This is a genomic window from Streptomyces sp. NPDC025833 (assembly GCF_055558055.1).
On the sequence record NZ_JBVHNF010000015.1, the window covers coordinates 26,236 to 45,552 of the forward strand.

Below are 19,317 nucleotides of genomic sequence, written 5' to 3' on the forward strand. Positions count from 1 at the left end.
GCTCCCCACGGCACCGGCCCGCCGGAGCACGCCCGCCCGACCGACTCACCCGTCCGGCCCGCATCCGCCGCGCCCGTCGCGCCGGAACCGGTCAGCGTCCGCACCTCTCGCTCCGGAGCCACGCCATGTCCGTCTCGGTCGTCCTGTTCACCGCCGACCTGCGTCTGCACGACCACCCGCCGCTGCGGGCCGCACTGGAGGGCCGGCGCCAGGCCGTCCCGCTGTTCGTCCGCGACCGGGCGGTGGACGCCGCCGGCTTCGCGGTGCCCAACCGGCTGGCGTTCCTCGCCGACTGCCTGCGGGACCTGGACGCCGGGCTGCGCGAGCGCGGCGGGCGCCTGGTGGTGCGCCACGGCGGCCTCGTCGAGGAGGTGTGCAAGGTGGCCGCCGAGGCCGACGCCGACGAGGTGCACATGGCGGCCGACGCGAGCGGCTACGCCCACCTGCGGGAGCGGCGGCTGCGGCGCGCGCTGGAGGCCGACGGACGGCGGCTGTACGTCCACGACTCGGTCACGGCCGCGGTGGGCCCCGGCGTGGTGACCCCGGCCTCCTCGGACCACTTCGCCGTGTTCACGCCGTACTTCCGGCACTGGTCGGGGCAGCGGCTGCGGGACGTCCTCGACGCGCCCCGGTCGGTGCGGGTGCCGCCGGGCGTCGGGTCGGAGGCGCTGCCGTCCCGGGCCGGGCTGCCCGGCGTCTCGCCGGGGCTGGCGGAGGGCGGCGAGCGGGCGGGCCGGCGGCGGCTCACCGCGTGGCTCCGCTCCGGCCTCGCCGCGTACGAGGACCGGCACGACGACCTGGCCGGTGACGCGACCTCCCGGCTCTCGCCGCACCTGCACTTCGGCACGCTGTCCCCGGTCGAGCTGGTCCACCGGGCGCGCGGGGCGGACGGCCCGGGGGCGGAGGCGTTCGTACGGCAGATCGCCTGGCGGGACTTCCACCGGCAGGTGCTGGCCGCCCGGCCCGGCGCGGCGTGGACCGACTACCGCACCAAGCACGACCGCTGGCGGTCCGAACGCACGGCCCGGGACGACATCGAGGCGTGGCGGGCGGGCCGCACCGGCTACCCGGTGGTCGACGCCGGGATGCGCCAACTGCTGCACGAGGGCTGGATGCACAACCGGGCCCGCCTGCTCACGGCGAGCTTCCTGGCCAAGACGCTGTACGTGGACTGGCGGATCGGGGCCCGGCACTTCCTGGAACTGCTCGTCGACGGCGACCTGGCCAACAACCAGCTGAACTGGCAGTGGGTCGCGGGCACCGGCACCGACACCCGCCCCAACCGGGTGCTCAACCCGGTCACCCAGGGCAGGCGGCACGACCCCGAGGGCGCGTACGTCCGGCGCTGGGTGCCCGAACTGGCGGAGGTCGCCGGGGTCGCGGTGCACGAGCCGTGGCGGCTCGGAGCGGCGGACCGGGCGCGGGCCGGCGCGTACCCGGACCCGGTCGTCGACCTGGCCGAGGGGCTGGCCCGTTTCAAGCGGGCCCGCGACCGCGGCTGAACCGGCCCCGCCGTCAGCGGGGCCCGGCGGGCGGCGCGGCGCCGTGGGCGGCCGCCAGGAGGTCGACGGCCTCGGCGAGGGTGGCCGGGCGGAGCATGCCGGGGGCGGGCCGGCCCGACCAGCCGGGGCCGCCGAGCAGCATCAGCGGCCTGGCCCGGGCGCCCTTGACGCCCCACTCCACGGCGGTGACGTGCTCGGCGAGGGGCAGGCAGGCGGTGGAGCGGGCCTGCGACCACAGCACCACGGCGGCCGGGCCGAGCCGCCGTACCGCCGCGAGGAGCGCGTCGGCCGGGACGGCGGCGCCGAACATGCGGGCCGGGACGCCGAGCCGGCTCAGCGCGGCGTTGAGCGCCTCCAGCGGCAGGGTGTGCTGCTCGCCGGGGACGCAGGCCAGCAGCACGGGCGGGGCCCCCGGGGCCGCGGCGGGCGCGGGCGGCCGGGTGTGCCGGCGTAGCGCGGTGGACACGTGCCAGGACAGCAGGTGCTCCACCTCCACGTACCGGTCCTCGGACGAGGCCCACTTGCGGCCCACGGCGTGCAGGGTCGGCGCCATCACCTCCTGCCAGGCGACCACGAGCCCGTAGCGGGTCACGGCGGCCTCCAGCCGCTCCTCCAGTGCCACGGCGTCGAGCCGGACGGCCGCGCGGCCCAGCCCCCGGCCCTCCTGCCGGGCGGCTCCGAGGGACGGGGCGCCCGGGCCGCCCGGTGCCGGGCCGCCGACCGGTGCGGGACCGCCGGCTGGCGCGGGACCGCCGACCGGTGCGGGTCCGGCCGCCGGGCGGACCGGCACGGGCGCCGCCGCGGGCGCGTCCGACCACGTCACCGGGTACGCCCGCGCGGTCCGGGCGGCCTCGGCCGGCGGCACCCCGGACGCGGTCAGCCGGCACATCGTCTCCAGCACCGTCACGTCCTCGGGGGTCCAGCGCCGGTGCCGGCCGTCGGTGCGCGCGGCGGGGCCGATGCCGTAACGGCGGTCCCAGGAGCGGAGGGTGGTGGGCGAGACGCCCAGCCGGCGGGCCAGCCCACCGGTCGTCAACGCCGGTTCGGTCGGTCCGGGCCGGTGCTGCCCGGGAGCTTCGCGCACGTCCATGGAACGACAATACGACGCAGAAACGGTGCGAGTTGTCGCCGAGATGCCGTGGATCACACGATCGGAAGGACCGGGGCGAGGCCCGGCGGGCAGCGGTCCACCGGCCGGGCGGCCCGGGAAGGCGCCCGGGCGGGTCCCGGTCCGCCCGAGCGGCGGGCCCGACGGGGATGGCCGGCCCGCCGCGAGGGACGGGGTCCGCCGCGCCGGTGGGATCCGCGCCGCCCGGCCGGAGCCGCCCGTAGCGAAGGAGCCGCCGCGATGAGCCCGAACCCAACCGCCGTCGTCGAGACCCGCGCCGCGCTCCCGGCGAGCCGGTCCGGCGGGGCGCCGTCCCGGCCCGGCGCGGGGGAGCCGCCCACCGACGAGTACCTCATGCGGGAACTGGCGGCCGGCGACGACGCCTGCCTCGCCGCCGTCCACCGCCGCTGGTCCCGCATGGTGCACGGCCTGGCCTGGCGCACGCTGGGCGACGCCGCGGAGGCGGAGGACGTCACCCAGCAGGTGTTCCTCGGCGTCTGGCGCGGTTGCGGCGGCTACCGCTCCGAGCGCGGGACCGTGGCCGGATGGATCGCCGGCATCACCCGCCGCAGGATCGCCGACGCCCTCTCCGCCCGGACCCGCCGGGGCGAACTGGTCACCGCCGCCGGGGCGGTCCTGCCCCGGGAGGAGACGTCCCCCGGCCGCCCGGAGGCCGTCCTCGACCGGGTCCTCGTGCACCAGGCGCTGTCCCGGCTCCCCGCGCCCCAGCAGCGCGTGCTGCGCCTGGCCTACTACGAGGACCTGACGCAGACCCAGATCGCGGAGCGCACGGGGTGGCCGCTGGGCACGGTCAAGAGCCACGCGCGCCGGGGCCTGCGCCAGTTGCGCCACGACCTGGAACGGCAGACCGGAGCGTCCCCGCTCTACACATAAAGGTGAAATAAGAGCAAACTGGACTGTGCGGCGCTCACCGCGCACCGAAACCGGACGCGGTCCGATCCGCTCAGCCGAAGGAGACGACTCATGGCCAACCTGCACAGGGGTGACATAGCGAGCCACCCCGATGTCTCCGAAATGCGGGACCGGTACGCCCGCATGCTCGGCGGTCGCGACGTGGCGCTCGTGGACGGGCCGGTGTTCCTGCTCGGCCTGTACTGCGCCGCCTCCCCGTGGATCGTGCACTACTCGGCCGCCCAGCCCTCGCTCGCGGTCCACAACCTGATCATGGGCATCGCGATCGGTCTGCTGGCACTCGGCTTCACCCGGGCACCGGAGCGGATGTACGGCCTGAGCTGGGCCATGTGCGCCCTGGGCATCTGGATGATCATCGCTCCGTGGATCGTGGGCAGCGCGCCCGGCACGGGCGTGATCATCAACAACATCGTCATCGGCGCCCTGGCGCTGGTACTCGGGCTGGTCTGCGTTGGCACGGCGGCCAAGGCCGCCCCCCGGTCGTAGCGGCCGCGCCCCGGACCGCGGGGCGGCACCCAGGTCATGCGAGAGGAGACCGAGGAAGGGAAACAGGAGACGGCGGGCCGGTCCGTGCGGACCGGCCCGCCTCCCGCCCGCCGCGGCCCGGCGGCCGAACCGCCGGCGCACACAGCCTCACAGGGCCGACCGAGCCACCGGGTGACGGCGTGACCGGCCGACGCCGCCCCGAACGGCCGCGCACAGGTCAGGGAAGCCCGCCGCCCCGGCTCGGCTCCAGGAGCGGCGCGGCCGGACCGTACTCCTCGCTGACCTCCTTGGCGCCGAAGGGCCACACGCGCTCCCGCCGCGCCCAGACCAGGAACGCCACGCAGCCGAGGGCCAGCCAGGCCAGGGACCACTCGACGGGACGGCGGCCCGGGGAGTTCTCGTCGGCGTACCCGTAGATCACGCACCAGCCGGCGAAGGCGACGACGCTCGGCAGCGGGTAGAGCCACATGCGGTACGGGCGGGGCATCGTCGGCCGGCGGGCGCGCAGGACGGTGAGCGCGACGATCTGGGCGAGGGCCTGGACGAGGACCATCACCGTGGTGAGCAGCTGGATCAGTGTCGCGAGGTCGGTGTGGCGGCCGATCAGGAAGCCCACGGCGGTGATCACCCCCATGGTCGCCAGGCCCAGCACGGGGAAGCGGTGCCGGGGGTGCAGTCTCCCGTACGGCCGGAAGAAAACCCCGTCGCGGGCGGCGTCGCAGGGCACCCGGGAGCCGCCGAGCAGCCCGGCGAAGACCGAGGCGAAGGCGGTGACCAGGATCAGCACCGTCACCGTGGCGGCCCAGCCGCCGCCCCAGGTCTCCGCCAGCACCGCCGAGGCCACCGAGGTGGCGGCGATGTCCCCCGGGTCGGTCATCCGGTGCCAGTCGACGACCCCGAGGGTGCCGATCTGGAGCAGCAGGTAGATCGCCATGATGCCCAGGATCGAGAGGACGACGGAGCGCGGGAGGGTGCGGCCCGGGTCCTTGATCTCGGCACCCATGTAGGCGGTGGTGTTGTAGCCGAGGTAGTCGTAGACGCCGATCGTCAGGCCCGCGGCGAAGCCCTGCCAGAAGTGGCCGCTCGTCGGATCGAAGGCGTGCGCCGGGTAGGAGAAGGCCCGGTGGGGGCTGAAGCCGGTGGCCGCGGCGGCGATCACGAGCAGCACGGAGGCGATCATCACCGTCCACATCACGGCGGTGATCCGGGCGATGTGCTCGATGCCGCGCCGCAGCAGGAACACCACCAGCGCGATGACGCCGAGACCGGTCAGGTCGCCCGCGGTCCGCCCCAGGCCGGGCGCGAGGTAACCCAGGTACTGCACGAAGCCGACCACCCCCGTGGACATGATCAGCGGGATGAAGAGCATCGCCGTCCAGACGAACAGGAACGGCATCAGGCGGCCGGTGCGGTACTGGAAGGCCTGGCGGAGGTAGACGTAGCTGCCGCCGGAGCCGGGCATGGCGGCGCCCAGCTCGGCCCAGACCAGCCCGTCGCACAGCGCCAGCACCGCGCCCGCGACGAACCCGGCGACCGCCTGCGGGCCGCCGAACGCGGTGACCATCAGCGGGATCGTGACGAACGGGCCGATGCCGCACATCTGGCTCATGTTGATCGCGGTGGCCTGGAACAGGCCGACGCGGCGGACGAAACCACCCGCGGGTGGCGGACTTGCGGACATGGGGACTCCTGACGCGACGCTCCGCGGCACCGGACGGGGCCGGCAAGGCCGACCAGGCCAAGGAGCATTACCAGGGGCGTCAAGCATGCGCCGGCGACGCACGGGAATGGCGGAACACTCGCGAACGACGCCACCGAGCGGCCCGGCCGGCCCCGGAGCCGACGGCGGCCGCGCGGCGCCGACGAGCGGCTCCGCCGGACCGGCTGCGCGGTCCCGGCGCCGCCTCGCGCCCCCGACCGGCCCGGGACACGGGCCCGCCGAAGCCCACGGTCTCCAACGCCCTGGCCTCGACGGCGGCGGCCGGTCCGGTGCGCGAGGCCGGCACGGACCTCGTGGTGCTCGGCGGCGGGGCCGGGCAGGGCGTCGGCCCGCCGCCGCGGCCGGTGCGCGAGCACGTGCGCGCACCGGCCTCGCCGCGCCCCCCGGACAGCGCCGGGCCGACTGGGCGAGGACGCCGTCCCGCCGGGCGCGGTGGCCACCGTGCCGGACACGGCCCGCGACCTCGTGTTCGAGCGCCGGACGGCCGCAATCTGACGGACCGACAGGTCGGCCCGGCCACGGTCGTTGACACCGCATACGGCGGTCTCTAGCGTGACCGAATTGGTAAGGTTTCCTAACGTATCGCGGCTGGAGACCCCGTGTTCCCTCGCCCCCTCGCCCGCCGGTACACCACCACGGCCCTCGTCCTCGGCCTGATCATCACGCTGACCTCCGGCGCCTGGACCGGGGAACGGCGGCCGGCCGCGCCGGACGGGGTCACCGAGGCCACCCGCGTCCCCGGCACCCCGGGCGCGCGCACCCCGCTGGCCGGCTTCGCCGTCCGCTCCACGGCCGAGGTGGGCGACTCCGCGGCGGCGGTCTCCTCCCCCGGCTACCCGACGGCCGGCTGGCACCCGGCGGGCCCGCGGTCCACGGTCCTCGCCGCGCTGCTCGCCGACGGCGTCCACGCCGACCCGTTCCACTCCACGAACCTGCTGCGGATCCCGCGGAAGGACTTCGAGGTGCCCTGGTGGTACCGCTCGGACTTCACCGTGGAGGACACCGCCCGGCGCACCTTCCTCGACTTCAGCGGTGTGGTGTCGGCGGCGGACGTCTACGTCGACGGGCGGCGGGTCGCGTCCGCCGCGGACGTCAGGGGCGCATACACCCGCCACGAGCTGGACATCACCTCCCTGGTCCGGCCGGGCAGGAACACCGTGGCCTTCCGGATCCACCCCAACGACCCGGACCGGGACCTCACGATGGGCTGGCTCGACTGGCTCCAGCCGCCGCCCGACCGGAACATGGGCCTCGTCCGCGACGTGGTGGTCCGCCGGTCCGGTCCGGTCTCGCTGCACGACGCGCACGTGGTGACCGCGCTGGCCGTGCCCTCGCTCGCCACGGCGGACCTGACCGTGAAGGCCCGGGTCCGCAACGACACGGGCAAGCCGGTCACGGCGACCGTCGGCGGCGGCATCGGCGCGACACGGTTCCGCACGACCGTGCCGCTGGCCGCCCACGAGACGAGGACCGTCGCCTTCTCCCCCGCCGGCACCCCCGGCCTGCGGCTCACCGGGCCGAAGGTGTGGTGGCCGGCCGGGATGGGCGGACAGCCGCTGTACGGCCTCGACCTCACCGCCACGGTCGCCGGCGCCACCTCGGACACCGCGCACCGGACGTTCGGCATCCGCGACGTCCGGGCCCCGCTGAACTCCGACGGCGCCCGCCGGTACCAGGTCAACGGCCGCCCGCTGCTGGTCAAGGGCGGCGGCTGGTCACCCGACGAGTTCCTGCGCTGGGACCGCGGCTACGCCGAGGACCGCCTGCGGTACGCCGCCGACCTGGGCCTGAACACCCTCCGCCTGGAGGGCCACCTGGAGCCGGACGAGTTCTTCGACCTGGCCGACCGGTACGGCGTGCTCACGATGCCGGGCTGGGAGTGCTGCGACAAGTGGGAGGGCGAGGTCAACCCCAGCGGCTCCGGGAAGAAGTGGGACGCCGCCGACCACGCCGTGGCGCGCGCGTCCATGGCCGCCGAGGCCGCCCGGCTGCGCGACCACCCGAGCGTGCTGTCCTTCCTGATCGGCAGCGACGCCGCCCCCGACGCGGCGATCGAGAAGGGCTACCTGGACGCCCTTGACGCCGCCGACTGGCCCGCCCCCGTGCTCCCCGCCGCGTCCGACGCCTCCTCGCCGCGGCTCGGCGCCTCCGGCATGAAGATGACCGGCCCCTACGACTGGGTGCCGCCCGGCTACTGGTACGCCAAGCGCGAGGGCGGCGCCACCGGCTTCAACTCCGAGACCAGCGCGGGTCCGAGCATCCCCACCCTCGACACGCTGCGCCGCATGATGACCCCGGCCGAGCTGGACACCCTCTGGAAGGACCCGGACGCGCGGCAGTACCACCGCTCGCCGTCCGCCACCTTCGGCACGCTGCGGATCTACGACCGGGCCCTCGCCGCACGCTACGGTCCCCCGACGGGCCTCACCGACTACGTGCGCAAGGCGCAGCTCGCCCAGTACGAGAACGTGCGCGCCCAGTTCGAGGCGTACGGCCGCAACGCCACCGACCGGGACCGGCCCGCCACCGGGGTGGTCCACTGGATGTTCAACAGCGGCTGGACCTCCCTGCACTGGCAGCTCACGGACCGCTACCTGGACCAGAACGGCGCCTACTTCGGCGCCAAGAAGGCCAACGAGCCGCTGCACGTCCAGTACTCCTACGACGACCGCTCGGTCGTCGTGGTGAACAACCGGTCAGGCCCCGCGCGGGGCCTGACCGCACGGGCCACGCTGTTCGACCCCGACGGCACGCGGCGGTACGACCGGACCGTCACGGGCATGACGGTCGCGGGCGGCGGCGCCCACGGCCCGGCGCTCACCCTGCCGTCCTCGGTGGCCGGGCCGGCGCGCACCCACCTGCTCCGGCTGGTGCTGACGGACGCGGACGGCCGGGAGGTGAGCCGGAACGTGTACTGGCTCTCCACCGTCCCCGACACCCTCGACTGGAACGGCACCACCTGGTACTACACGCCGACGACCGGGTACGCCGACCTCACGGGTCTCGCCTCGATGGCCCGGACCCCGGTGTCGGCGGCCGCCGTCACCCGCTCGTCGGGCGGCACCTCCACGACGACGGTGACCCTGCGGCACGCCGGCCGCGGCAGGACCCCGGCGCTGCTCACCGACGTCCACCTCGTGGACACCCACGGCAGGCCCGTGCTGCCGGTGCGCTGGTCGGACAACGAGGTGAGCCTGTGGTCGGGCGAGTCGGTGACGCTGACGGCGACCTGGCGGACGGCCGACCTGCACGGCGGGGCGCCGGGGGTGCGGGTCTCCGGCTGGAACACACCGGAGCGGACGGTGCCGGCGGCCTGACCCGCCGTACGGCTGCGGGGGCGGGCCGGTGCGGCCCGCCCCCTCGGGGTTCGGCCGACGTCGGGCACCGTGTCGTCGAGTCGCCGCCCCGGTCCGCGGCCGCCGGTTCCCGCCGTGTGTCAGTTCCCGTACAGGTAGGGCGTCGTGGTGCCGAGCGCGTGGAAGCCGAGGCGCTCCAGGACGGGACGGCTCGTGGGCAGCGCGTCCACCTGGAGGTAGCGGTGGCCGTGGGCGGCGGCGACCCGGGCGCGATGGGCGACCAGGGCCCGGTAGACACCCCGGCCCCGCCAGGCGGGCACGATGCCGCCGCCCCACAGCCCGGCGAACGGGGTGCCGGGCACCAGTTCGACGCGGGCGGCACCGACCGGTTCGGTGCCGGCGAGCGCTACGACGGCGACGACCGTGCCGGGGGCGTCCGCCAGGCGGGCGAGCAGCCGGTGCCGCAGCGCGGTGCCGTCGGTGCCGAAGACCGTCTCGTGCACGCCCACGGCGAGGTCGACACCGGCCGGGTCGGCCGCCTGGACGAGGCGGACGCCGGGCGGGGGCCCGGTGCCGGACGCGATGCCGGCCGCCTCCGCGACCATCAGCGTCTCCGGCGGCTCGGCCCGGAAACCGGCGGCGCGCAGCCGGGCGCCGAGGTCCCCCGGCTCGTCGTGGGAGTGGAGCTTCCACTCGAACTCCCGCCCCAGGCCCGTGAAGTGGGCGATCTGCTCCTTGATCGCCCGGTCCGCGTCCCGCGCGTCCAGGGCGGACCAGAGCACCCCGTTCCAGCCCGGTGGGTCCGCGACCTGGCGCACCACGGCACCGGCCCGCTCGACCCGGGCGCCGGGGCCGTCGGGGCGGGCGCCTTCGCGCATCTCGCGGTCGTACAGGGCGAGGACGGTCGCGTGATCCATGGCTCCACTCCAGCACGGCCGGCCACGCGGGCCAAGGGGATTACGGCCGCGTCCGGTGGGGCCGGCCGGGGCCAGGCGGTCCGGGCGGCGGCGTCGGCACCCCTCGGGTCACGGCGGTCGCGGATGCCGGCCGCGGTTGCCGGACGAGCGGCGGTGCGGGTCCGGGAGCGGTCAGCGCCGCGGCAGCCCGGCGGGCCGCGACCCCCCTGGACCCGGGCCGGCGGCACGCCGTTGCCTCAGGGGCAAATCCGCTGGCCGAGTGGGGCCCGGTGGCCGTAACCTGCCCGGCCGGAGATCATGAAGCGCGGAGGTGGACCGATGGTACGGGACGACGAGCTGCGGTATCTGCGGCGCTGTGTGGAACTGGCGCAGGAGGCACTGGACGCCGGGGACGAGCCCTTCGGGTCCGTGCTCGTCTCGGGGGACGGCACGGTGCTGGCGGAGGACCGGAACCGGGTGGCGGACGGGGACCACACCCGGCACCCCGAGTTCGAGCTGGCCCGCTGGTCGGCCGGGCACCTCACACCCGAGGAGCGGGCGGCGGCCACCGTCTACACCTCCGGCGAGCACTGCCCGATGTGCGCGGCGGCGCACGCCTGGGTGGGGCTCGGCCGGATCGCGTACGCCGCCTCCTCGGAGCAGCTCACCGGCTGGCTGGCCGAGTGGGGCGTGCCCGCCCCGCCCGTGCGCACGCTGCCCGTACGGGAGGTCGCCCCGGGTGTGGCCGTGGCCGGACCGGTACCGGACCTTGCGGACGAGGTGCGGGAACTGTTCCGCCGCTGCTACGCGGGGCGTGCCGACCGGGCCTGAGCGTCAGCCGAGCTCCAGCGTGGTGACGCCGAAGACCCGTTCCCGGGCGTACGCGCGCACCGGGCCGGTGTACATGCGGGCGGTCTCGAACGAGGGCCGCAGGCCCGCCGCCTCGGCGATGGCGGTCGCGGCCTCGTTCGGCTCGGGCACGTCGATCGCGATCTCGCGGCCGGCCACGTCGGCGGTGAGCGCGGCGAAGAGGGCCCGGGCGTCCTCGGCGGTGTCCGCGAAGAGGGGGCCGATGCGCAGGGTGTCGTGTCCGGGGCGGATCACGCCGTAGCCGGTCACGCGCCCGCCGTCCTCGCGGACGACGGCGCGGTGGCCGGGTCCGGTGAGCCACTCGGCGAGGAACCGGGGGCGGTCGGCGGGGTGGCAGGCGCTGTCGTAGGCGGTGAGCGCGGTCAGATCGGCGGGCCCGGCCGGCCGGACACCGGCGGGTTTCCCGGTCGCGGGGGCGGCGCCGGTGAACCGGACGGTGCGGTGGGCGAGCCGGAAGCCGGACTGGCGGTAGTTGTCCTGCTGGGCGACGACGCCGTCCAGGCCGACGGTCCGGCTCCCGGCGTGGGCCAGGCCGGCCTTCCAGGTGGTGAGGCCGTGCCCGTGGCCGCGCAGGTCGGGGCGGACGAGGTAGCAGCCCAGGAAGGCGAAGTGGGAGCCGTGGTTGACGACCGAGACGGCCGAGACGGGTTCTCCGCCGATCCGGCCGAGGAAGAACCCGTCGGGGTCCTCGGCGAAGAACGCGGGCCCGTCGGACAGCCCGGGGTTCCAGCCCTCCGCCGCCGCCCATCCGCTGATCACCGGCCAGTCGGCGAGGGTGGCCCGGGTGACGACCAGGTCGTGGGGGGCAGCAGGGGTCATCGGTGCGCTCCGTTTCCGTCGGCTTCACTCGGGGTCGTGCCGTCGTGCCGTCGTGCCGTCGCACGGCCCCTGCGGCATCCTCGCGGATCGACGGGGGCCGTGCGAAGCCCGTAAGGCCGCAGGAGTACCGCGAAGTCCGTTCCCGGCCAGGTGAGTTCAGCACACCTTCGTGCCGACCGACCGCCCGCCCCGCACACACGGTTCCGCCGCCGGAACGGGCGTGCGTGGCCAGGCGGGCGGCTCGCGACGGGGGTGGCCGCAAGGAGGCGGCAGGCAGTCCTCCACGCCGGAGAATCCTGCGCGGGCCATCTCCCCGGCGCCCGTGGCCCAGTCCGGGAGGTTCTCCTGGCCGGGCCGGTGGCTGTGCACCCGCTCGGCGCCTGCGCGGGGTACGAGGTGTCGGCGCCGGTCCGTCGTACGGCGGGTCGGCCGGGCGCCGGCAGGCCGGGCGATGCGCCGGGCGGGGGTCGCCGGTGGGGCCGTCGTGCCGGACGATGCGCCAGGCGGGAATCGTGCCGACGGGACCGCCGGGACGACGGAGTGACGACCCCCGTGGAATGGCATCCCCGCCCGGTGGCCCGGCCCCTCCGGGTGACGGTCCGGTGGGGCCGGGCGGGGCCGGGTCAGTAGGTGCGGCCCGGGCGGACGCGGCGGTACAGCACCGCGCCCGTGAGCAGCAGCGCCGCGCTGCCGGCGAGGGCGGGGGCCGTGAGGCCGGCCCCGGTGTGGGCGAGTGTCGCCGTGGCCGGGTGTACGGCTTGGGGCCGGGGTCGCGGGTGGGAACGGGGGTGCTCCGGGGGCTTCGGGGCGCGGGGCTCCGTCACCGGGGTGCGCGGCGGCACGCGCGGGTGGTCCCGCGGCCCGTTGACCGACTGGTTGCCGAAGACCGGGTTTCCGACGCCCACCACGTTGACGCTGTTCCCGGTGACGTTCACCGGCACGTGCACCGGGGCCTGGACGGTGTTGCCCGAGAGCACCCCGGGCGAGCCCACCGCGCTGCCGTGGGCGTGGGCGCCGCTCTGCGCGGACGGTCCGCCGTTCTGCGCCGCGGCCTCCGCCCCGGCCCCGCCGGTGTTGGCGCAGGCGTTGCCCATGGCCGGGTTGAGCAGTCCGACGACGTCCACGGTGTTGCCGCAGACGTTCACCGGCACGTGCACCGGGACCTGGACGGTGTTGCCGGAGGCCACTCCGGGCGAGCCGGCCGCCACTCCCTCGGCACCGGCCCCGTCGGCCGCGAAGGCGGCGGACACCGGGAGCGCCACGACCATCGCGCCGGACGCCGCGGCGACGGCGATCACACCGTTTCGGGTAGCCCGTCTCATAGGTTCCCTGCCTTCCTCACTTCGTCGCGAGCATGTGCCCGCCACACGTAGAACGCGGGCGAACCGTGAGAGTTATGGCCTGTCGGGCCTTCACCCCATCGAGCGCATCGGGGTCGAACTGACTGTGAAGTCGTCGGATGATCACCATGGTTCCGGCGGCGGATGGTACGGCAGGCGGTGCCGGGCCGCTCGCCCGCGGGCGGGCCGTCCGGAGGCCGCTTATGGTGAGCCGAGGGCGCCGTCCCCGGTCCACGGCGGGCGTCCCGGGAGGCGATCGATGCTGACCATGCTGTCCACGCGGTCCGCCGTGCGGCGCTGCGCGGGTGTGTCGGCCCTGGCCCTGGCCCTGCTCGGCGCCGGGCTGCCCGCAGCCGCCGCCGACCGGCCGCAGCCGGAGCTGTCCCGCTTCTACCGGCAGCAGCCGGTCTGGGGTGCCTGCGCGGGGCCGGACATGCCGGAGGACCTCCAGTGCGCGAAGGTCACCGTCCCGCTCGACTACGCGCGGCCGGGCGCGGGCACCCTCGACCTCGCACTGGCCCGCTACCGTGCCACCGGCCCGTCCCGGGGTTCGGTCCTGCTGAACTTCGGCGGCCCGGGCGGCGCCGGCATACCCGGGCTGGCCGCCGAGGGCAGACGCTTCATGGACCTGACCAAAAGCTACGACGTGGTCACCTTCGACCCGCGCGGCGTCGGCCGCTCCTCCCCCGTGACCTGCGGTGAGGGCGACGACGCCGGGGCCACGGGCACACAGGCGCACGCCGACCTCGGCCACCCGCAGGAACTGCTCCGGCAGTTCCGCCGGGCCGCGGACCAGTGCGCCCGCCACTCCGGCCCGGTGCTGCCCCACATCGGCACCGTCAACGCCTCCCGCGACATGGACGTCATCCGCCAGGCGCTCGGCGACGACAAGCTGAACTACCTGGGCTTCTCCTACGGCACCCGGCTCGGGGCGGTGTACGCGGCGCAGTTCCCGGGCAAGGTCGGGCGGGTCGTCCTCGACGGCGTGGACACCCTGACCGAGTCCACGGCCGAGCAGGGGCTGGCGGGCGCCGAGGGGCAGCAGGCGGCGCTGGACGACTTCCTGGACTGGTGTACGACCGACCTCGGCTGCCCGTTCGGGCAGGACCGGCGCGCGGCCGGGGACGAGGTCGTACGGCTGGTGCGCGCGCTCGACGAGCACCCGCTGCCCACAGGCCTCGGCGGCTCGTTCACCGGTCAGGACCTGGTGGGCGCGATCGGGCAGGCCCTGTACGGCAGGGAGCTGTGGCCCTCGCTGGCACGCGCGCTCGGCTCGCTCGTCGAGGACGGTGACGCCCGGCGCGCCCTGGCCTTCGCCACGGGCGGCGTCGGTCTGCCCCGCGGCCGGCACCGGACGGACGGCGGGCTGGTCGACGCCGAGGACGTCCCGTCGGACAACCTGCCGGCCGCCCTGATGGCGATCAACTGCGCGGACGACCCGGACCGGCCCGACGCGGCACGGCTGTCCGGGGACCTGAAGGACCTGCGGGCCGCGTACGACCGGGCGTCACCGGTCTTCGGCCGCTACCGGCTCACCCAGTTGCCGAGTTGCTACGGCCGGCCCCGGGGCACCGACTTCATCCGCGACCGGGTGAAGGACGTGCACTCGGCGAAGATGCTCCTCGTGGGCACGCGCGGCGACCCGGCGACCCCCTACCGGTGGACCGTCGAGACCGCCGCCCGGCTCGGCCCGTCGGCGGTGGTGCTCGACAACAGGGGTGAGGGCCACACCGGTTACACCTCGTCCAGGTGCGTGCACCGCAAGGTCGACGACTTCCTGCTCTACGGCTCGCTGCCGCCGAACGGCAGCTCCTGCCCGGCGGACACGGACCGTGCGGGCCTCGCCCCGGACGGCGCCGGATGACCGTCCCGCCGCGTTTCCGCCCCACGGCGCGGACCGGTGCCGCGGTCCCGCCGGCCGGCCGCCCCGCGGCGTGCACCGCGCCGCGCACCGGTGATCCAAGTGGCGCGAACCGGATGACAGCCGCGAAACAGGGCAACCTCCCAGGCGTGCCGCCCGTCGCATCGGGCAGGCGCCCCGACGCAGCCGTAACCGTACGCGACCTCGACAGGGGGACACCCTCATGCGTTTCCGCGCCGCCATCGCCGTACCCACCGCCTCGGCCGCCGCGGCGGCCCTGCTGCTGACCGCGTCGCAGGGGCAGGCCGCCACCGGCCAGGCCCGCACCGCCCGCTGCGCCGAGCAGGCGCTCACGATGCGGGCGAAAGCCGCGGCCGGCGACCCCACGGTGCTGCGGGTCTCCGTCACCAACCGCGGCGCCCACGCCTGTACCGTCGACCGCGCGCCCACGGTGACCTTCGGGAACCTGGACGGGGCCGCGCTGCCCGTACCGCAGGGCACGGGCACCCACCGGCTGGCGGCGGGCGGCACCGCCCACGCCGACGTCCGGACCATCGCCGACCCGGCCGACCCCGAGGCCCGCCGGGTCGGCGCGGTCACGGTGGCGGCCTCGACCACGCACTGGGGCCGCTCCTTCACCGCCCGGCAGCTCGGCACCGGACGGCAGGTGTCCGTCTGGGAGCCGGTGACCACCAGGTGGCAGCCGTCGGCGGCGGCCGCGGACCGGGCCGCCGGCCTCGGCTGACACCCGGGCCGGGCGGGGCGGTTCAGCCGAGCGCCAGCTCGGGCGCGTACAGGTCCAGCCACCGGGCCAGGTCCAGGGTCCGTTCCAGGTCGCGCCGGGCCGCCTGCGTACTGACCGGCTCGGCGCGTTCGGCGGCCGCCCGGACCCGGTCCCGGTCGACCAGTTCGAAGACGGGGTGGTCGGGCCGCGTGAGCACCTCCTTGACCTGCGCCTGAAGGGCAAGGGCGTACCGCGGGTCCTGCGTGGACGGGTACGGGCTCTTCACCCGGTCGTACACCGACCGCGGCAGGACGTCCGCCGTCGCCTCCCTGAGCAGGCTCTTCTCCCGGCCGTCGAAGGACTTCAGGGCCCAGGGCGTGTTGTAGACGTACTCGACCAGCCGGTGGTCGCAGAACGGCACCCGGACCTCCAGGCCGACGGCCATGCTCATCCGGTCCTTGCGGTCGAGCAGCATGCGCACGAAGCGGGTCAGGTGCAGGTGGCTGATCTGCCGCATCCGGAACTCGAAGTCGCTCTCGCCGTCCAGCCGTTCGATGCCGGCGACGGCGGCGCGGTACCCCTCGGCGACGTAGCCCGCCAGGTCGAGGGACTTGGCGACGTCGGCGCGCAGCACGCCGGCGTCCTCGCCGAAGTGCCGGCCCATGGTCGTCAGCCAGGGGAAGGTGTCGGCGCGGCGCGCCTCCTCGTCGAAGAACTGGAGGTAGCCGCCGAACACCTCGTCGGCGGACTCGCCGGAGAGTGCCACCGTCGACTTCTCCCGGATGGCACGGAAGAGCAGCAGCAGCGAGGCGTCCATGTCGCCGAGGCCGGAGGGCAGGTCCCGGGCCCGGATAACCCGGTCGCGTACGGCGGGGTCGGCGAGCGCTTCGGAGTCGAGCACGATGTCCTGGTGGTCGGTGTGCGCGAGCCGGGCCACGTCGTGCACGAAGGGCGTGTCGGGGGTGCCGCGCAGCTCGTCGGCGACGAAGTGCTCGGCCTGGTCGGCGAAGTCGACGGCGAAGCTGCGCACCCGCTCGCCCTGTTCGGCGAGTTGGCGGGCGGCGATCGCGGTCATCGCGGAGGAGTCGAGCCCGCCGGAGAGCAGGGTGCAGCGCGGCACGTCGGCGACGAGCTGGCGGCGCACGATGTCGTCGAGGAGCGAGCGCACGGTGGCGATCGTGGTGTCGCGGTCGTCGGTGTGCGGGCGGGTCTCCAGCCGCCAGTACACACGGCTGGACAGGCCGGTGCGGTCGACGGTGACGACGGTGCCGGGCTCCACCTCGCGCATGCCGTCCCAGATGGCGTGCCCCGGAGTCTTGATCATGACGAACAGCTCGCGCAGGCCGTCCCGGGTGACGCGGGGCCGGACCAAGGGGTTGGCGAGGATCGCCTTGGGTTCGGAACCGAACAGGACGCCGTCGGGGGTCGGGTGGTAGTAGAACGGCTTGATGCCCATGCGGTCGCGGATCATCACCAGCTTGCCGTGCCGGCCGTCCCAGACGGCGAACGCGTACATGCCGTTGAGCCGCTCGGCGACCGCGTCACCCCACTCCAGGTAGCCGTGCAGCACGACCTCGGTGTCCGAGTCGGTGGTGAACCGGTGACCGCGGTCGGTCAGTTCCCGGCGCAGTTCGGTGAAGTTGTACGCCTCGCCCGAGTAGACCAGGGCGATGCTGCCCTCGGGGGTGGCCACGGACATCGGCTGCCGGCCGCCGGGGAGGTCGATGATCGCGAGCCGGCGGTGGCCGAGGGCCGCGGGGCCCTCGGTCCAGGTGCCGCGGTCGTCCGGGCCCCGGCAGGCCATCGTCTCGGTCATCGCGTGCAGGGCGGTGGTCTCGGCCGAGAGATCGCGGTCGAAGGAGACCCATCCGGTGATGCCGCACATGCGCTGCCTCCCGCCTCCGGCTGCCGACGGGTCCCCCGCCCACCTGCGGTTTCCCGATGGGCGGACGACCGGCCGCAAACCAGTTGTATCGAGCACCTATATGTCGAGCGTCCGCCAGGCACCCGGCCGAGTCAACGCGGCGGTGCCCCGGAAGGGCCGTACGCCCCACGGTTTCGGCCGTGTTTTGCCTCGGCGAAAGCCGTGGAGCGGCCCGCCACCGCGGCACCGGCGGCGGGAACCGGTCACGGGCAAAAACTTCGCCAAGCGGACCGTGTCCCACGGCACCGCGATCCGAAACGCGCCGGGCGCGCGGGCCGGCCCGGCCGCCACCTCGCGGCGCGTACGCGGCGACGGCACGCGAGCGCCCCGCCCGCCAGGCACACGCCAGCCTGGGGGAGGTGGCCGACGGCCCGAGTGCGCGCACCCGGGACGCCCCGGCCCGTGGGCCCCCGGGGCCCGCGCCCCGCACCCCGGCCGCGTCACGCTCCCAGCCCTCACGACCGGCCGACCGGCCGACCGGTCCCCGGTCCCCCATTCGGCCGACCCGCAGCCCTCGCACCCGGCCGCCCGCGGACTTCGCGCCCGACCGGCACGCGGGCCGGCACCCGCCGGACCCGACGGTCGGCGCGCCCTCCTGCCGGCCAGGGCGGATACGGCCGGACCAGCCCGCACCTCGCGGCGCGGAGCACCGTCCGGCAGGGGAGCGCGGCGGCCGGGACGAGAGGTCCGGATTACCCCGAATGCCGTAGTGGTGATTCCGCCCTATCGTTCTGTCATGGAGCACGCACTGAGTCCCGCGACCCTCGCCGAACTGCGGCGCCCGCGCCCTTACCCGGCGGTCTCCGTACTGACCCCGACGCACCGTCGGGAACGGGGAAACGGCCAGGATCCGGTCCGGCTGCGCAACGTGGTCACCGAGGCGCGCAGACGCCTGGAAGCCGACCCCGCCGTCACCCGCGAGCGGCGTACCGAGGTCGCCGCCCAACTCGACCGGGCGCTGGCCGAGGTGGACCTGACGCACGCCGAGGACGGCCTGGTGATCTTCGCCGCGCCGGGTGAGCACCAGGTGTGGTCCCTGGCCCGGACCGTCCCCGAGCGAGTGGTCCTGTCGGACACCTTCCTCACCCGCAACCTGGTCGCCGCGCAGGCCGCGGAGCGGCCGTTCTGGGTGCTGTCCGTCTCCGCGGACCGGGTCACCCTGTGGAGCGGCGGCGACGACCGCGTGGTGGAGGACCGTGCGGGCGGGTTCCCGCTGGAGCGCAGACAGGAGAACTTCGACGCGGAGCGCCAGATGCGGGTCGGCGACCAGCCGAGCACCTTCCGCGACGAGGGCACCCGCCAGTTCCTGCGCGAGGCGGACACCATGCTGAGCACGGTCCTGCGCGACCATCCCCGGCCCCTGTACGTGACCGGTGAACAGGCCGCGCTGTCCCTGCTGGACGAGGCCGGCACCGCGGCCAGGACCGCCGTCCAGGTCCCGCACGGCGGACTCGCCCACGCCGGTCCCGAGGCGGTCTGGCAGGCGCTGCGGCCCGTGCTGGAGGCCGAGTCCCGCAAGGACACCACGGCCGTGGTCGGGGAGCTGACCTCGGCGCGCGGTCACCGCACCTTCGCGGCCGGGCTGGACGAGCTGTGGCAGAACGCGCGCGAGGGCCGGGTGCGGCTGCTGGCGGTGGAGGAGAACTTCCGGGCCACCGTGCGCGACTTCGGCGAGCACCTCGTACCGGCCGACCCCGGCGACCTGGACGCCCGCGACGACATCGTGGACGAGATCGTCGAGCAGTGCCTGGAGACCGGCGCCGAGGTGCGCTTCGTGCCCGACGGCGCGCTGGGCGACGCGGACGGCATCGCCGGGGTGCTGCGCTACTGACCGTGAC

General features: G+C 75.6%; 14 protein-coding genes. 8 read left to right on the forward strand and 6 right to left on the reverse strand.

Translation table 11 applies throughout. The features are described 5' to 3' along the window. Positions 1 to 125 precede the first annotated feature (125 nt). Complete coding sequence (locus ACZ4K2_RS25970) at positions 126 to 1,502, forward strand: cryptochrome/photolyase family protein (RefSeq protein ID WP_467476519.1); 1,377 nt, start codon at positions 126 to 128, stop codon at positions 1,500 to 1,502. A 13-nt stretch (positions 1,503 to 1,515) separates the two neighbouring features. Here ACZ4K2_RS25970 and ACZ4K2_RS25975 read toward each other — a convergent pair whose 3' ends face one another. Further along, positions 1,516 to 2,592: a MerR family transcriptional regulator gene (locus ACZ4K2_RS25975; RefSeq protein ID WP_467476517.1), complete on the reverse strand. Its 1,077-nt coding sequence runs from the start codon at positions 2,590 to 2,592 to the stop codon at positions 1,516 to 1,518. 258 nt (positions 2,593 to 2,850) lie between these two features. Here ACZ4K2_RS25975 and ACZ4K2_RS25980 point away from each other — a divergent pair, with 258 nt between their 5' ends. Further along, the gene (locus tag ACZ4K2_RS25980) at positions 2,851 to 3,504 is read left to right on the forward strand and encodes a sigma-70 family RNA polymerase sigma factor (protein ID WP_467476514.1); all 654 of its coding nucleotides are present in this window, start codon (positions 2,851 to 2,853) and stop codon (positions 3,502 to 3,504) included. Positions 3,505 to 3,594: 90 nt separating this feature from the next. After that, positions 3,595 to 4,029, forward strand: coding sequence for an SPW repeat protein (locus ACZ4K2_RS25985; protein WP_467476511.1), 435 nt, complete (start codon positions 3,595 to 3,597; stop codon positions 4,027 to 4,029). 217 nt (positions 4,030 to 4,246) lie between these two features. Here ACZ4K2_RS25985 and ACZ4K2_RS25990 read toward each other — a convergent pair whose 3' ends face one another. Further along, complete coding sequence (locus ACZ4K2_RS25990; RefSeq protein ID WP_467476507.1) at positions 4,247 to 5,710, reverse strand: APC family permease; 1,464 nt, start codon at positions 5,708 to 5,710, stop codon at positions 4,247 to 4,249. 638 nt (positions 5,711 to 6,348) lie between these two features. Here ACZ4K2_RS25990 and ACZ4K2_RS25995 point away from each other — a divergent pair. Continuing rightward, complete coding sequence (locus ACZ4K2_RS25995) at positions 6,349 to 9,066, forward strand: glycoside hydrolase family 2 protein (protein ID WP_467476504.1); 2,718 nt, start codon at positions 6,349 to 6,351, stop codon at positions 9,064 to 9,066. Positions 9,067 to 9,185: 119 nt separating this feature from the next. Here the strand turns inward: ACZ4K2_RS25995 and ACZ4K2_RS26000 are convergent, their stop codons facing one another. Beyond that, positions 9,186 to 9,962, reverse strand: coding sequence for a GNAT family N-acetyltransferase (locus tag ACZ4K2_RS26000; RefSeq protein WP_467476502.1), 777 nt, complete (start codon positions 9,960 to 9,962; stop codon positions 9,186 to 9,188). A 318-nt stretch (positions 9,963 to 10,280) separates the two neighbouring features. Here ACZ4K2_RS26000 and ACZ4K2_RS26005 point away from each other — a divergent pair, with 318 nt between their 5' ends. Further along, positions 10,281 to 10,772 carry a nucleoside deaminase gene (locus ACZ4K2_RS26005; protein ID WP_467476500.1) on the forward strand — a complete coding sequence of 164 codons (492 nt, stop codon included), beginning with the start codon at positions 10,281 to 10,283 and terminating at the stop codon, positions 10,770 to 10,772. A 3-nt stretch (positions 10,773 to 10,775) separates the two neighbouring features. Here the strand turns inward: ACZ4K2_RS26005 and ACZ4K2_RS26010 are convergent, their stop codons facing one another. Together ACZ4K2_RS26010 and ACZ4K2_RS26015 are read right to left on the reverse strand one after the other, a co-directional pair. After that, positions 10,776 to 11,630, reverse strand: a complete 855-nt coding sequence (locus ACZ4K2_RS26010; RefSeq protein WP_467476497.1) for a GNAT family N-acetyltransferase — start codon at positions 11,628 to 11,630, stop codon at positions 10,776 to 10,778. 623 nt (positions 11,631 to 12,253) lie between these two features. After that, a complete protein-coding gene (locus ACZ4K2_RS26015) occupies positions 12,254 to 12,952 on the reverse strand; it encodes a chaplin (RefSeq protein ID WP_467769973.1) in 699 nt (232 codons plus the stop codon). A gap of 277 nt (positions 12,953 to 13,229) precedes the next feature. Here ACZ4K2_RS26015 and ACZ4K2_RS26020 point away from each other — a divergent pair, with 277 nt between their 5' ends. Together ACZ4K2_RS26020 and ACZ4K2_RS26025 are read left to right on the forward strand one after the other, a co-directional pair. Beyond that, positions 13,230 to 14,834 (forward strand): alpha/beta hydrolase, encoded by a 1,605-nt coding sequence (locus tag ACZ4K2_RS26020; RefSeq protein WP_467476490.1) that lies wholly within the window; start codon positions 13,230 to 13,232, stop codon positions 14,832 to 14,834. 220 nt (positions 14,835 to 15,054) lie between these two features. Next, a complete protein-coding gene (locus ACZ4K2_RS26025; RefSeq protein WP_467476488.1) occupies positions 15,055 to 15,576 on the forward strand; it encodes a DUF4232 domain-containing protein in 522 nt (173 codons plus the stop codon). Positions 15,577 to 15,598: 22 nt separating this feature from the next. Here the strand turns inward: ACZ4K2_RS26025 and asnB are convergent, their stop codons facing one another. Then, the gene (gene asnB / locus ACZ4K2_RS26030; protein ID WP_467476485.1) at positions 15,599 to 17,440 is read right to left on the reverse strand and encodes an asparagine synthase (glutamine-hydrolyzing); all 1,842 of its coding nucleotides are present in this window, start codon (positions 17,438 to 17,440) and stop codon (positions 15,599 to 15,601) included. Between the two features lie 775 nt (positions 17,441 to 18,215). Here asnB and ACZ4K2_RS26035 point away from each other — a divergent pair. Then, a complete protein-coding gene (locus ACZ4K2_RS26035; protein ID WP_467476483.1) occupies positions 18,216 to 19,310 on the forward strand; it encodes a baeRF3 domain-containing protein in 1,095 nt (364 codons plus the stop codon). The last annotated feature ends 7 nt before the right edge of the window (positions 19,311 to 19,317 follow it).

What these genes read in the sequence shown, in the direction of transcription:
- ACZ4K2_RS25970 (WP_467476519.1), top strand. Translation starts at nt 126, where the DNA reads ATGTCCGTCTCGGTCGTCCTGTTCACCGCCGACCTGCGTCTGCACGAC.
- ACZ4K2_RS25975 (WP_467476517.1), bottom strand. Translation starts at nt 2,592, where the DNA reads ATGGACGTGCGCGAAGCTCCCGGGCAGCACCGGCCCGGACCGACCGAA.
- ACZ4K2_RS25980 (WP_467476514.1), top strand. Translation starts at nt 2,851, where the DNA reads ATGAGCCCGAACCCAACCGCCGTCGTCGAGACCCGCGCCGCGCTCCCG.
- ACZ4K2_RS25985 (WP_467476511.1), top strand. Translation starts at nt 3,595, where the DNA reads ATGGCCAACCTGCACAGGGGTGACATAGCGAGCCACCCCGATGTCTCC.
- ACZ4K2_RS25990 (WP_467476507.1), bottom strand. Translation starts at nt 5,710, where the DNA reads ATGTCCGCAAGTCCGCCACCCGCGGGTGGTTTCGTCCGCCGCGTCGGC.
- ACZ4K2_RS26000 (WP_467476502.1), bottom strand. Translation starts at nt 9,962, where the DNA reads ATGGATCACGCGACCGTCCTCGCCCTGTACGACCGCGAGATGCGCGAA.
- ACZ4K2_RS26005 (WP_467476500.1), top strand. Translation starts at nt 10,281, where the DNA reads ATGGTACGGGACGACGAGCTGCGGTATCTGCGGCGCTGTGTGGAACTG.
- ACZ4K2_RS26010 (WP_467476497.1), bottom strand. Translation starts at nt 11,630, where the DNA reads ATGACCCCTGCTGCCCCCCACGACCTGGTCGTCACCCGGGCCACCCTC.
- ACZ4K2_RS26015 (WP_467769973.1), bottom strand. Translation starts at nt 12,952, where the DNA reads ATGAGACGGGCTACCCGAAACGGTGTGATCGCCGTCGCCGCGGCGTCC.
- ACZ4K2_RS26020 (WP_467476490.1), top strand. Translation starts at nt 13,230, where the DNA reads ATGCTGACCATGCTGTCCACGCGGTCCGCCGTGCGGCGCTGCGCGGGT.
- ACZ4K2_RS26025 (WP_467476488.1), top strand. Translation starts at nt 15,055, where the DNA reads ATGCGTTTCCGCGCCGCCATCGCCGTACCCACCGCCTCGGCCGCCGCG.
- asnB (WP_467476485.1), bottom strand. Translation starts at nt 17,440, where the DNA reads ATGTGCGGCATCACCGGATGGGTCTCCTTCGACCGCGATCTCTCGGCC.
- ACZ4K2_RS26035 (WP_467476483.1), top strand. Translation starts at nt 18,216, where the DNA reads ATGGAGCACGCACTGAGTCCCGCGACCCTCGCCGAACTGCGGCGCCCG.